13 protein-coding genes are annotated in these 14,126 nt (G+C 31.8%); 12 read left to right on the forward strand and 1 reads right to left on the reverse strand.

All coding sequences use genetic code 11. From position 1 onward, the window contains the following. From F1003_RS09755 to F1003_RS09810, 12 genes are all read left to right on the forward strand, one after another. Positions 1-774, forward strand: a complete 774-nt coding sequence (locus F1003_RS09755) for an SDR family NAD(P)-dependent oxidoreductase (RefSeq protein ID WP_155089220.1) — start codon at positions 1-3, stop codon at positions 772-774. Next, positions 755-1,603, forward strand: a complete 849-nt coding sequence (locus F1003_RS09760; RefSeq protein ID WP_155089221.1) for a cytidylyltransferase domain-containing protein — start codon at positions 755-757, stop codon at positions 1,601-1,603. The genes F1003_RS09755 and F1003_RS09760 overlap by 20 nt, the downstream gene beginning before the upstream one ends. After that, positions 1,575-3,149 carry a UDP-2,4-diacetamido-2,4,6-trideoxy-beta-L-altropyranose hydrolase gene (gene pseG / locus F1003_RS09765; protein WP_155089222.1) on the forward strand — a complete coding sequence of 525 codons (1,575 nt, stop codon included), beginning with the start codon at positions 1,575-1,577 and terminating at the stop codon, positions 3,147-3,149. The genes F1003_RS09760 and pseG overlap by 29 nt, the downstream gene beginning before the upstream one ends. Then, positions 3,124-3,543 (forward strand): MaoC family dehydratase, encoded by a 420-nt coding sequence (locus F1003_RS09770; RefSeq protein WP_155089223.1) that lies wholly within the window; start codon positions 3,124-3,126, stop codon positions 3,541-3,543. Before pseG ends, F1003_RS09770 begins: the two co-directional genes overlap by 26 nt. A gap of 29 nt (positions 3,544-3,572) precedes the next feature. Next, the gene (pseI, locus tag F1003_RS09775; RefSeq protein ID WP_202913892.1) at positions 3,573-4,601 is read left to right on the forward strand and encodes a pseudaminic acid synthase; all 1,029 of its coding nucleotides are present in this window, start codon (positions 3,573-3,575) and stop codon (positions 4,599-4,601) included. A 17-nt stretch (positions 4,602-4,618) separates the two neighbouring features. Then, positions 4,619-5,872 carry a lipopolysaccharide biosynthesis protein gene (locus tag F1003_RS09780; RefSeq protein WP_155089225.1) on the forward strand — a complete coding sequence of 418 codons (1,254 nt, stop codon included), beginning with the start codon at positions 4,619-4,621 and terminating at the stop codon, positions 5,870-5,872. Then, positions 5,865-6,884: a hypothetical protein gene (locus F1003_RS09785; RefSeq protein WP_155089226.1), complete on the forward strand. Its 1,020-nt coding sequence runs from the start codon at positions 5,865-5,867 to the stop codon at positions 6,882-6,884. Before F1003_RS09780 ends, F1003_RS09785 begins: the two co-directional genes overlap by 8 nt. A gap of 103 nt (positions 6,885-6,987) precedes the next feature. Next, positions 6,988-8,130, forward strand: a complete 1,143-nt coding sequence (locus tag F1003_RS09790; protein WP_155089227.1) for a DUF6418 domain-containing protein — start codon at positions 6,988-6,990, stop codon at positions 8,128-8,130. Beyond that, positions 8,127-9,284 (forward strand): O-antigen ligase family protein, encoded by a 1,158-nt coding sequence (locus F1003_RS09795; protein WP_155089228.1) that lies wholly within the window; start codon positions 8,127-8,129, stop codon positions 9,282-9,284. Before F1003_RS09790 ends, F1003_RS09795 begins: the two co-directional genes overlap by 4 nt. Continuing rightward, positions 9,271-10,296, forward strand: coding sequence for a hypothetical protein (locus F1003_RS09800; RefSeq protein ID WP_155089229.1), 1,026 nt, complete (start codon positions 9,271-9,273; stop codon positions 10,294-10,296). The genes F1003_RS09795 and F1003_RS09800 overlap by 14 nt, the downstream gene beginning before the upstream one ends. 36 nt (positions 10,297-10,332) lie before the next feature. Then, positions 10,333-11,466, forward strand: coding sequence for a glycosyltransferase (locus tag F1003_RS09805; RefSeq protein WP_155089230.1), 1,134 nt, complete (start codon positions 10,333-10,335; stop codon positions 11,464-11,466). Between the two features lie 146 nt (positions 11,467-11,612). After that, on the forward strand, positions 11,613-12,968 hold the full coding sequence (locus tag F1003_RS09810; protein ID WP_155089231.1) for an undecaprenyl-phosphate glucose phosphotransferase: 1,356 nt from the start codon (positions 11,613-11,615) through the stop codon (positions 12,966-12,968). Here the strand turns inward: F1003_RS09810 and F1003_RS09815 are convergent. Beyond that, the gene (locus F1003_RS09815) at positions 12,965-14,125 is read right to left on the reverse strand and encodes a glycosyltransferase family 4 protein (protein ID WP_155089232.1); all 1,161 of its coding nucleotides are present in this window, start codon (positions 14,123-14,125) and stop codon (positions 12,965-12,967) included. The genes F1003_RS09810 and F1003_RS09815 overlap by 4 nt on opposite strands. Between the last annotated feature and the right edge of the window lies 1 nt (position 14,126).

Below are 14,126 nucleotides of genomic sequence, written 5' to 3' on the forward strand. Positions count from 1 at the left end.
ATGAATTTATTTAAGGACATAGAGAATCGCATAGTCATAGTAACAGGTGGATATGGCTATCTAGGTGCCACTATGTGTGAGGTTTTGGCTGATTATGGGGCAAAAGTATATGTGGCAGGCCGTAGAAAAGAAAAATTTAATGATCGCTTTAATGCTGCTAAAGGTGAAATTAAGTTTATAAAAATGGATGTTCAAAATAGAGAATCCATAACCAACGCCTTTCAATCTATATATTCGACCGAAAAGCGAATCGACGTACTTATCAATAACGCTCATTTTGGGGCTACAGATCATCCAGAGAAGCTTTCTGCAGATGATTGGCGAATTGGTATGGAGGGGGGAATTAATCATTATTTTGATACCGTAATGGCAGCAACCCCATTTCTTAAAAAATCTAAAAATGGAAAAATCATCAACATTGCCTCTATGTACGGAGTCGTTGTGCCAGATCTTGATATATATGAAGGCAGGGAAGAATTGTTAAATCCTGCTAACTATGGAACTTCTAAAGCAGCAGTAATACACTTGTCTAAATATTATGCAATGTATTTGGCTAAATATAATATTAATGTTAATTCAATATCACCAGGACCATTTCCGTCAGAATTGGTGCAGAAAGACAAAGATTTTGTAAAGCGCTTAGAAGAAAAAACAAAACTAAAACGCATTGGTAATCCGGAAGATTTGAAAGGAATCATCTTGTTATTATCCTCTAATGCTTCAAGTTTTATAACTGGACAAAATATTGTAGTAGATGGAGGGTGGACAATTTAAAATAACAGCAATAATACAAGCAAGGTTGGGATCTACAAGATTGCCTAATAAAGTTTTGTTACCGTTGCCAGCAACGTCAAATAATTCTATATTAAAAATTATCACTTCGGCACTTAAGCAAGTTGATTTAATCGACGAAATATTTGTTGCCACATCTAAAGTTAAAAACAATGATGGTATAGAGTCAGAATGCGACAAACTAAGTCTAAATTGTTATAGAGGAAGTGAGGAGGATGTGTTATCTAGGTTTTCTGAAATAGTGAGCGCTAATAACAGCGACTATGTTTTAAGATTTACAGCAGACAATCCGGTAATAGACACAGGCCTTCTTCTAAAGTTTATTAACAACCATTTAACCAAAGGATTAGATTATTCTAAAAGCGAAGGACTTCCATTGGGTTGTAATTTTGAGATGATCAAGAGCACTTCATTAATATCAGCAGATAAAAACACTAAGGTTGCCTATCATAGAGAGCATGTAACACCTTACATTATTGAAAACACAACAAACCAAGAGATCTTCAAGTTTAAAACTTTAGACCCAATAAATAATATAAGATTTACAATTGACTACCCTAGTGATTATGCATTTATGAACCTTATATATAGTTATTTAGATAATAATATATCCCACTGTTTAAAAGACTTCTCTAATATTATTGAAAAAAACTCTTGGCTATCTAAGATAAATAGTAACAATTATCAAAAAATAAAAGCAGAGACTTTTAATGAAGAGATAGACGCCATTCTTCCTATAATCAAATTATTAGAGTTAAATAAACTATCAGACTTTCTAAAAGATGAAAAACAAAAAAAGTATAATCTTTAGAGCAGATGGAAATGCAAACACTGGCTTAGGTCACCTATACCGTTTATTTAGCTTAGTAGAAACTGTTAAAAACAAATTTGACTTTGTATTCCTTACTAAAGAAAACTCTACGCGTTCTGTAGTACCTACAGATTATAATTTAGATTTTATTCCAATGCAGATAAAACTCATGGAAGAACCAGAGTGGTTATCCGAGAATTATAATAGTTCTGAACACATTATTATTGCGGATGGGTATCATTTTAATTCTACATACCAAAGGTTAATAAAAGACTATGGTTTTAATTTAATCTATATAGACGATTTGGCTACAGAGCATATGTATGCCGATTGGGTTATAAATCATTCACCTCAAATTAGGTCGGATGATTTTAAAGCCCAAAACTATACAAAGTTTGCTTTAGGAATGGACTATGCTATGTTAAGACCGGCATTTTTAAAAGCAGCTAGGAAACCCATGGTCTTGCAGCCAATTGATTCAGTATTTGTAAATTTCGGTGGATCTGATGTACTAGGCCTAACCTATAAAACAGTAAGCACACTTATAGAAATATCAGCTATAAAATCTATAAACATAATCTTAGGAGCGGCATATTTAGACTTACGTTTATTTGAATTAAAAAACAGGTACAGTGAAAAAATAAACATTCACAAAAATTTATCTGAAAATGAATTGATTAAGGTAATGCAATCTTGTACATTTGCCATAGTGCCTTCTAGTACAATTTTATTTGAGCTTTTTTGTGTTAAAATTCCGATTTTTTCAGGATATTTTGTTGATAATCAAAAAAACGCTTTTTTAGAATTTAAAAAGTCCGGTGTGGTATATGGGGAAGGGGATTTTACCAAATTGTCAAAAGAGCAACTTAGACTTAAATTGGAAGAGTCTATTTTAAAATCTAATCATTTGGATATGCTAGAGAAACAAGAAAAACTTTTAGACGGACAGCAGGCACAACGACATCTAAAAATAATAAAAAACACTATTGTAATGAATAATATCGATATTGAATTGATTAAGGTCACAGTTGACGATATTGAGCTTATTAGAAGCTGGAGAAACTCAGATGAGGTAGCTTCATATATGTATACGGAGAATAAAATATCTGCAGAAGACCAGAAAAACTGGTATAAGAAAATAAGTACTGATACGACTTCAGAATATTGGATTATTAATTATAACGGTAAAAAGTTAGGACTGGCAAGCATAACTGATATAAATAGAACATTAAGTAGTTGTTATTGGGCTTTTTACCTTGGAGACACATCGGTAAGAGGCGCTGGTATAGGAGGTAAGGTAGAATACAATGTATTAAGCTATGTGTTTGAAGAGCTTAAATTACACAAACTTAGATGTGAAGTTTTTACTTTTAATGACAAAGTAATCTCAATGCATGAGAAGTTTGGGTTTAGAAGAGAGGCGTACTATAGAGACCATTGTTATAAAAATGGAGCATACCACGATGTTGTTGGTTTAGCAATGCTAGAGAGCGAATGGAAAATTTTAAAAGATAAAATGCATGCCAAAGTTTACAGAACAAATTAAAAAGGGAAGTACCTTTAGAGAGAGTTTTGCTTACACCCAAAATGATGTGGATAGATTTGCTGAAATTTCTGGAGATAAAAACCCAATCCATTTGGATGAGGCTTACGCCGCTCAATCTATTTTTAAACGACGAATTATCCATGGTTATTTAGGAACTAGTGTTTTTTCAAAAGTGTTTGCCATGGACTTTCCCGGTGAAGGCACCATTTACCTTAAACAAGATTTAAAATTTATGAAGCCTATGTTTGCAGACACGCAATACACTGCCGTATTTGAGGTAATAGAACATATGCAAGACAGGCACAGGGCTTTAGTCAGCACTTATATTTTGAATAATAACAACGAAGAGGTAGTAACTGGCGAAGCATTAATTCAAAATTCAAAATTTTTATAGATTATTTAAAGGGGTGATAAATGTTAGGTATGGATAATAATTCAGTGTTTATAATCGCAGAGCTCTCAGCCAACCACGGAGGAGATATTAACATTGCGAAACAGACCATTAAAGCGGCTAAAAGAGCTGGAGCTGATGCAATAAAACTACAAACCTATAGAGCGGATACCATTACCTTAGACGTAAAGAACGACTATTTTAAGATAGATCATAATTCTCATTGGGACGGAAGATATCTTTATGACTTATACGAAGAAGCTTATACCCCTTGGGAATGGCATCAGGAGTTGTTCGAAACTGCAGAGAACGAAGGGCTAGTGTGTTTTTCTTCTCCTTTTGATTTTAGTGCTGTTGACTTATTGGAATCATTAAATGTTCCTATATATAAAATAGCATCTTTTGAAATTACGGACATACCCTTGATAAAATATGTTGCCTCTAAAGGAAAGCCTATTATTATATCTACAGGAATTGCAACAATAGATGACATAGAGTTGGCTCTAGAAACTTGCAGAGGAGAAAACAATAACGATATCACTTTGCTTAAATGCACATCACAGTACCCAGCACTTCCAGAAGACTGTAATTTAAATACAATACCAGATTTAAAAATCCGTTTTGGCACTAAAATAGGTTTGTCTGACCACACCTTAGGAATTGAAGCGCCAGTAGTAGCAGTGAGTTTGGGCGCAAAAGTAATCGAAAAACATTTTATGGTTGATAAGAGTATTGGTGGACCAGATGCGCATTTCTCATTGGACGAAAAGGAATTTACGGAACTAGTAAAAGCCGTGAGAAAAGCCGAAAAAATGTTAGGTAAGGTGGATTATGATTTAACAGAAAAAAAAATAAAAAGTCGCGAATTTTCTAGATCTCTATTTGTTTCTGAAGATGTAAAGACAGGGGATTTAATCACATCTTCGAATGTTAAATCGGTTAGACCAGGACATGGATTACACCCAAAGCACTATAATAATATTTTAGGCAAAAGTTTTACTAAAGATTTAAAAAAAGGCACACCACTTTCTCAACAAATGATTGAAGGTTTTAATGTTTGAGGTAACGGTAAATAAGTATGATCAAGCATTTGGTTCCTTCAAAATTTGGATTTTATAAGTTATTCAACTTAGGTCTTAGGGTAGCTCCCTTAAGTGTTAAATTTTTATTTTTTGCCGTATTATCAAAAGTTCTAAGTCCTGAAATTTATGGGAGCTATACACTTATTACAACTACAATTACTATTTCCATATTTGTGCTAGGATTAGACTTTTACAACTATTCTATTAGAGAGATTTTAATGAATGGCCAAAATACTGTTAGTAAAGTGTTCAGCACTTTTTTACTTTATATTGTTGTTTATATTATTGCGATGTCTTGCGTTGCTGTCTATTATCATTTTAGTGATGGTATGGGTATGTCTTTAAAGGTCACTCTTACGATTTTATTAATTTGCATTACGGAACATTTTTGCCAAGAGGCATATCGGCTTCAAATAGCATTCAAGAAGGTGCTAACGGCAAACTTAATTTTCTTTTTTAGAGTATTCTTGTGGATGTCTTATTTGACTATAGAAATACTTTTTTTCAATAAAAATCTAGTTTTAGAGACTATTTTGAACTATTGGTTAATATTCAATTTAGTTGCCGTTGGTTTAAATGTTGTAACTGCAGTAAGGCCAGCAATAAATAATAAGGGCTCATTAAAATTAAGCATAGCATTTATAAAAAGAGGAATTGTAGTTTGCAGTTTGTTTTTTTTAGGTACATTATCCCTTAAATCAATTGAGTACCTTAACCGTTATATTGTAGACTTATTTTTGGGAAAAGAAATTACAGGTGTTTTCAGCTTCTATTCTAATCTAGCTTTAGTAATTACTGTCTATATTAATGCTATTGTTATTTCTTTTGAACTGCCTCTATTAATAGAAAAAGGCAATACCTCTAATTTTAGTAAGTACTTTAAAATATTTAAAAACTCATTCTTGAAACAAATCGTTATAATTATAGTTTTACTATTGATTGCTATTGCGCCAATTTTATATTGGCAAGATATACCGCTTTATAAAGATTATCTGTATATATTTTTCATATTATTGATTTCCACAGCAATAATAAACTATTCTTTAGTGTATCATTTTTATCTTTATATTAAGAAAAAAGACAGAACTATTTTATGGCTTACCATCAAAAGTGGTTTTTTTAATCTAGTAACAACTCTTATTCTAACATACTATTTTGGGGTTGCAGGTACATGTGTAGCTTTCTTGTTAACAAGTATATGCATTATTTACCTGAGAAAATCGAGTTGTAAAAAGGTTGGTTATGAATAATATTTTTATTGCACTTTCTACCCACCACGTTAAGTATTGCGAAAAAATTGCTCAGCAGCAAAAAAAGGCGACTAACATTTTAATTACAAGTAGGGATTTTGAGGTAGATAAAACCATATTTGATAGGTTAATTTATCTTAAATCTAAAGCATACAATCAATCTGACTCTACAGTTTCTAAAATCAAGACCATTATAAAAAAAGCATCAGTATATAAGGATGTTGTTGCGCAATTGAGAGACTTAAGAAATAAGGCTCAACTCAGAGTATATTTTTCTTCATTGGAAGATATGTTATCTAATCATATGCTATTTTATTTTTCAAGAAATATTGAGGGTGTGGTAATAGAAGACGGTGTTTTAAATTATTATATGCATACCCTAGAAGAGGTTTCTCAGTTTAATTTTTTAGTTAAAAGACTTATTGCTCTAGCGTATGGCATAAAAATTAAGCCATATATTGGGCACACTTCAGGGATCGATTATGATAAAGTGAAATATCAACTAGTTCGCCAACCAAATTTCGCAATTAAACCAGAAAAATCCAGGCAATTACCACAAGAAAAGCGAAAATTAACAGAGCTTAGCAACAATAATTTAATTGTAGGTCAAGAGCCTTATGGCAATATGTTTGGTTCAGACGTTTATATTTCTAAACTTAAAAAACTCCTAACTCAAGTAATAGGTTCAGATAATTACAGTGCAACTCATAAAATCTATTACAAACCCCATAGACATGGTCCGAGATTAGATTTCGAAGCACTAAAACGAGATTTTAAAAACCATAATTTAATTTATGTAGATGATGAGACGAGTATGGAAGACTTATATTTTGACGAATTAAAATGTAGAAATATATATACTTTTGACTCAAGTGCTGTGTTTAGTATATATTCTGAAGCTCCATTACAATTAAAGGAGCAAATAAATATTACTGTAATGCCTTTTTATAAAAGTGTGCTAAACCCGCTCTTTAAAAAACTAAACTTTACAATTATAGAAAATGATCTTTAACCTTATTAGCATATTGGTAATTGTATTGATTGGCTATCATTTTTTTAATAAGAAAAAAATAGCATTTATATGCTTCCTTCCTTTTTTTATACAGTATCTATGGATGGCTGCATCAGTTTTGGTTATTGAGCAAGGTGCTTATGTTAGTGAACAAGACAAACATGGTGAGTTTTACTTCACTAATTTTTATTTGCTTATGTTCTTCTTTGTGTCTGTTGTTTCTTTCCTGTTTTTTTATACAGTTTTTCAAAAAGGCTTAAAGCTCAACTTACCTAAGGTTAAAATAGTTAAGAAATCAGAATTGTCCATTGTATACGCTATTGCCATTATAATTATGGTTGTTGCTTATATAAGCCTGTTGTCTTCTCCCTCTGTATACACGTCTGAAGAAATAACTAAATTCAATTACTGGGAAACAGCTGCATATCCTGGTTTAAGTGCATTGTTAGGAAGTACTATAGGGTATTTACCCTTTATTTTTGGGATAACATTTAGACGATATAAAAAGTTGACATTATTATTGGTTGGGCTTTATATTATTTATTTAGTGGGTGTAGATCAAAAGTTCACAGCCTTTTTGTATGGTCTTATAGGATTTTTTGTTTCATATACTATTATTGGTCTAAGGCAAAAAGAAAGTAAGAGTATTTTGAATTTCAAAAAACGTTATTTAGTGTTGGTCGGAACTTTAATATTTTCTTTAGTCCTACTAAAATATTCTAATAAAAATCCATTTGCTTATTTAAATTTAACTCCTGTAGAGTCTGTTTTTTATAGAGCTTTTGGACTACAAGCTCATGTTTTTTGGGGCGTAAATGAAAAATATGTTTATAACGACGCGCCTAACACGTGGGACTTAAGCGAATTGCCATATGGGATGCATGTTGTTATGAGAGACTTTACACCAGAATTTCATCAGAGGTATTTAGAAAGGTTATGGGAAGGAGGTGTAAGCTGGACTAATGCTTACCCAGCTATACTAATGAGGATTTTTCCACTTCCTATAGCGCTTTTGTTTCATTTTATAGCATTTTCTTTTGTTCCCCTAATATACGTATTGCTTGTAAAAGCAATACGTAATGAAAATTACCTTATTGCAGTCATTTTGTTTCAGCTAACATTATGGTTAACAAACGTGTATTCGATGGCTTATTTTCATAGAATATTAAAGGTGGTTTTAATATTTTTGTTTATTGCATTTTTATCATATATATACATAAATGCTAGAGCAAAAAGAAAATTATGAAAAACCTTCAAGATATAATACCAAAAGCATATTTCGCTTTGATGTTTTTCCTAACTACTTCAATTTTTCTGAGTAATGTAAGCTTAATAATTTTGATAACTGTTGCGCTTTTTTTTGGTAAGAGAGTATATCCGTTAAAGCAAATCCTGTTCTCTAGCCTAATATTACTTTTCTGTTATGTTGTAATATTAAGCACATCTACCCTAAACCTAGAGTATAAAGAATATTTGAAACTTTTACCACTGGTCTTAATACCCATAGGCATGGCCTACATCAAAAAGGACACCTTATTAAAGGGGTTGTACTTTTTATTTGCAGCGATACTAGTGAATCAATTTATAGCTTTGTTTGGTATTATTGAGTATTATTTTTTCACAGAAGGAAAGACAGTTGCTTTGAGAAGTTACGCAGGTATTAATGAAATTTTACATTTTGAAAGACCATATTTAGGTTTTTTATCAGCATTAAATATCATTATTAGCTATAGGATATTTAGAAATTTTAGAAAGTGGGTTTTTGTACTTTCTAGTGTGTTTTCTGTATTAATAATAATAATAATATCAGCTAGACTAGGATTAATAATTGCATTATTAGCGGTTTTAGTTTTTGTATTAGTTGAAATAAAGATTAATTTAAAATATCTGTTGCTTTTTATATTGGCATTATTAACTTCTACAATTATATTTTTTCAATCTAATAATCCATTGAAAAATAGATTTCAACAATTAAAGTATGACACTAGAATTGTAGTTTGGCAAGGAGCAAAATCCATATATAGTAAAGACGCAAATCCCATATTCGGATTGAGTAGTCAGACTGAGGTAAAAAATAAACTGCTCAATTATTATAAAAAAGAAGCAAATTTTGATTATCAGCCTGATAAAACAAGATTTATAATGAAAGAATATAACACTCATAATCAATATATAAATGAGTTACTTAGAGGTGGTTTGCTTGGTCTCTTTTTGTTGGTTTCCCCCTTTTTTATGGCATTAAGATCCAGTTATCTTGAAAAAAACATCGTTAATGCATTATTATTGTTAGCGGCCCTGCTATTTCTTTTGGTAGAAAACCTACTAGCAAGGCAAATGGGAGTATATTCTATAGCTATTATATTATCTTTGACTAGAAATAAATCTTATGAGAGTACTTAAGTTTTTTTTGCTATTACTTCTTTTAGCATCATGTAAAAATGAAAATAAGACCGTTGAGGAGAATGATGTTGTAGAAGAGCATACATACGTTGACTCCCTATATACTATAGACAGCTCCTTTAAAGTTGGAGATGTTAGACGTTACGGTGTAGAGCCGGGCAAGGGAATAGGCCAGCACCCAACCTTACTAAAAGACAAACTAGATGTCCTGTTAGATATTTCAGAAACTGGAGTCGAAATTTTTTTCCCAAAAGGTATTTACGACAGGACTTTTAATATAGAAAACCGTAAAAATATTAAGATAAATTCTGATAGCGCTACGTTTACTGGTGCCATTAACATTAAAAATTCAGAATTAATTAAAATAGACGGTGTTATACAATCTCTGTCTAGGTTCTATACCCAAAACGCTAAGAGCATCAGTGTAGATGAAATAATTACTGAAACAAATGTTGAAGACAAAATGAATAACTTAAGAAGTACAGGTGTTTCGATACATGGTGGTTCAGAAGACATTACCATTAAAAAAGTACTCATTAAAGATTCAGGTTCAGGACCACAGCAATATAAATATATCAAAGCAGGCTTTATTGTGCATGGTCATAATAATGAACCGAGAGAGATAAAGATAGACACCGTTATTGTAGAGTCGTCAGATAGACACGGTGTGTATTTAACAGGTGAGGAAATAGATATTAAATATTTGAACGTTAAAAAATTTGGTGTTGGTAGTGGAGAAAATATGGCAAAAATGGAAGGCGGCATAGAGGGGGAACAGTTAAAATTTTCTGGGCTTTGGATAAAAAACTGTCATAATTCATTTATAGACAAGGCAATTATTGATTTATCAGACTCAAAAGGCACTTATAGCGTAAATTTTGATATCGGCGAAGAATTTAGACCTACAGTAATTGAAACTTTAATACTAAAAGGAACAAATATCAATACAACTCTTAAACAACGGACATTTTCTCGAACGGGAGTAAGAGTAGAAAACATAATTGAAAAGTAGGCATCAATTTAAAAACCCCATTCTCTAATTTAAGCAATGAAAAAAGCACTTATACATGATTGGTACTATATAAACGGCGGAGCTGAAAAGGTCATTCATTCATTTAATAAAATTTGGGATGACTTTGACCATTTTGCCCTTGTGGATTTTTTGAAGGAAGACGATCGTGACTATATATTAAATGGTAAATCGGTAAACACAAGCTTTGTTCAAAATCTTCCTACGGCAAAATCTAATCATAGAAAATTTTTACAATTATTTCCTTACGCAATAGAGCAATTTGACCTAAGTGAATATGATTTGGTATTGAGTTCTTCAGCGTCAATTGCTAAAGGTGTTTTAACTAATCAAAATCAACTTCATATATGTTATTGCCATTCACCTATGCGATACGCTTGGGATTTATATCATCAGTATCTTAATGCATCAAGTTTTGGTATAATAAAAAGGATCTACGCCAAAAGAACTTTACATAAAATAAGGATGTGGGATGTGTTGAACTCAAATAGGGTTGATTTGTTTATTGCAAACTCCCACTATATTAAAGGTAGAATTAAAAAGATATACAATAGAGATGCAGAAGTAATTTATCCCCCTGTCGATGTCAACCAGTTTCAACTTCAGAAAAAAAAGCATGACTATTACTTTACCGCATCTAGAATGGTGCCCTATAAAAAAATTGAACTTATAGTAAGAGCATTCAATAACCTACCCAATAAAAAATTGATTGTTGCGGGTGATGGACCAGAATATAAAAAAATTAAGGCCATAGCTAAATCTAACATTCATCTAACAGGTTTTTTAGATACGGCTGAACTAAAAACATATATGGCAGATGCTAAGGCGTTCGTTTTTGCTGCTGAAGAGGATTTTGGGATTATACCAGTAGAAGCCCAGGCATGTGGAACTCCGGTTATAGCATACAATAAAGGGGGTGTTAGAGAAACTGTAATAAACAGAAAAACAGGATTACTATTTAACCATCAAACCGAGAAATCCATTATAGATGCTATAAGCGAATTTGAAACTTTAGAATTGGATCCGGTCACAATAAGACAAAATGCCATGAGATTTTCTAAAGAACGATTTGAGAAAGAAATTGGTGATTACGTAAACGAACAACACAAAAATTTTATTGCTCATAAAAAATCACTACACCAATCATATTAGAGCTAAAGCGGCAAGTTCTTTTTTCAAATCTCAAAAGTTGTTGTATATATTAGCATTTTATGCTAACTTTAAAGTAGTAAAATTCATTCACTTTAAATCAATAAGCTCAGGAAAAAAATTACTTTTGTCATCTATTTTCAAGAAATTTGAGTTTATTTAAACACGGAAGATATTCAGGATATTTAAGACCCATATCTTACTTAATCGATTTAAGTATTATAAATGGTGTAGCAATTCTGTATTTGCTAGAAGGCAAAGACCCCTTAATTTTCTCAATATTTATATCTGTCGGCTGGGTTTTATTGGCCATTTATTCAAAATTTTATGAAGTCTATAGATATACAAGACCTGTTAATATCTTGGCCCTTGTAGTAAAACAATCTATCTTGTTTTTGCTTTTAGTGTTTGCATTTTCGGGCCTGTATCACGAATTAAACATTTACCCAAGGCCAATTGTAAAATATACGCTTCTTTGTTCTTTGTTAATTACTATTTCAAAGTTTACAGTTTATTATCTATTACAGAAGTATAGAGTCTCGTTTGGCGGAAACTATAGGTCAACAGTTATCTTAGGTGCAAACAAAAAGACACTTGCTCTAGAAAATTTTTTTAATAAAAACCCAGAATATGGGTATCTGCACCAAAAGACTTTTAACTTTAAGAATAAAGAACACACATTGAGCGATTGCTTTGATTATGTACTAAATGAACGAATAGACGAAATTTATTGCTCCATTTCTGAACTTACAAACTCTCAGATAGCTGAAATTGTAGATTTTGCAGATAATAATCTAAAGATTTTAAAATTTATACCAGATAGCAAAGAGATTTATTCAAAACGACTTAGGTACGAATATTATGATTACATACCCGTTTTAACATTAAGAACCATACCTCTAGAAGATTCGGCAAACATGGTCATAAAACGAGGTTTTGATATTTTATTTTCAAGTATTGTAATTGTTTTCGTTTTATCATGGTTAACCCCTTTAATTGCAATTCTTATTAAATTAGAATCCAAAGGACCAGTGTTTTTTAAGCAATCTAGAAATGGTTTTAATTATAAAGAGTTTGATTGTTACAAATTTAGGTCTATGACACCAAATAAAGACGCGAATTTATATCAAGCCACAAGAGGAGATCAACGAGTAACAAAAGTTGGTAAATTCATAAGAAAAACGAGCATAGATGAGCTTCCTCAGTTCTTTAATGTCCTTTTTGGAGACATGTCTGTGGTTGGTCCTAGGCCGCACATGGTGAGCCATACCAATATGTACGCCAAGAAGATTGACAAATTTATGGTGAGACACTTTGTTAAACCTGGCATTACAGGCTTAGCCCAAATTAGTGGGTTTAGAGGCGAAGTTGAAACGGATAAGGATATTATTGGCCGCGTAAAATATGATATCTTTTATATTGAAAACTGGTCTTTACTACTCGATATAAAGATTATAGTACAGACTTTCATTAATGCTATAAAGGGAGAGGATAAAGCTTATTAAATTTTGCCTTTTAAGCCATTTAATTGAGCGGTTAAATCAAAGCTTGTATATGCTGTAGCTTGTATTGCTTTTTTTCTTTCAATAGTTATATCTGACTTTTTTATGGAGTTGATTATTGAATTCAATTCAGTATAGTTTCCAGCTTCAGCTATCCAGCCTAATTTGTGTTTACTGATTACAGACTCGCCTTCACCTCCACCAAAATATAGCATTGGGAGTCCTAATTTGGCATATTCAAAAATTTTAGACGGAACCGATCCATATATTCTATTAAGCAGTGGAATAATAGCAACATCATATTTTTTTAATTCTTGGTGTAAAACACTTCTGTCTACTCGACCATAAAAGAAAATGGGCAATTCTTTATTGGTTTCAATATAAGATTTTACATCTTCCTCTTCTGCGCCAGAGCCATAGATATGAAGTTCAATATTATCATAATCTAAATTTTCACATAGTTTTAAAATTCCCTGAGCCACACCTAACAGACCAGCATATACTATCTTAATTTTTTTGGTGTCCGAATGGTTTTCTGATATGTTGTTTACCGGAATATTAGGATAATTACGATAAAGAAACAGCTCAGGTTTTTTGGTAATTTGTTCAATATGCGACAGTATTTCATTACTCTGCCCTAAAATTAAATCAGCATTTTTATAGTTAAATTGCTCAAGTTTTTTTAAAATACTATAACTAAAGTTGTTTTTTAAAGCACCCAGCTCAAGCCCAGCACTTGGCCATAAATCACTAACATTTAATATTAGTTTTCGTTTTTTAGACCTCAAAAAAAACATACATGTAAAAGCAACAAGCAATGGAGGAGATTGAACGATAACCTTCTTAGGTATTTTGTTCCAAGTAAAAAACCATACCAAGCTTATACTGTAGGACAGCATGGCAAATAAGCGTATAAACTTATTTTTAGATTTGCTTGCGTAGAGCCAAATCCTATTCACCTCAATCCCGTTTTCTAAAGTCTTAGATTTGTATTTGCCTTTGTAATCAGAAAAAATCCTACCTGTTGGGTAATTTGGCAGCGGTGTCACTACACTAACCTTATAGCTGGACCTTAAACCCTCAGCCAAATGATATATACGATTAGATGCAGCTCCTATCTCAGGAGGAAAATAACTCGTAATAATCATTAGTTCTTCCATA

This window comes from Winogradskyella ouciana, assembly GCF_009709615.1.
GTDB lineage: Bacteria > Bacteroidota > Bacteroidia > Flavobacteriales > Flavobacteriaceae > Winogradskyella > Winogradskyella ouciana.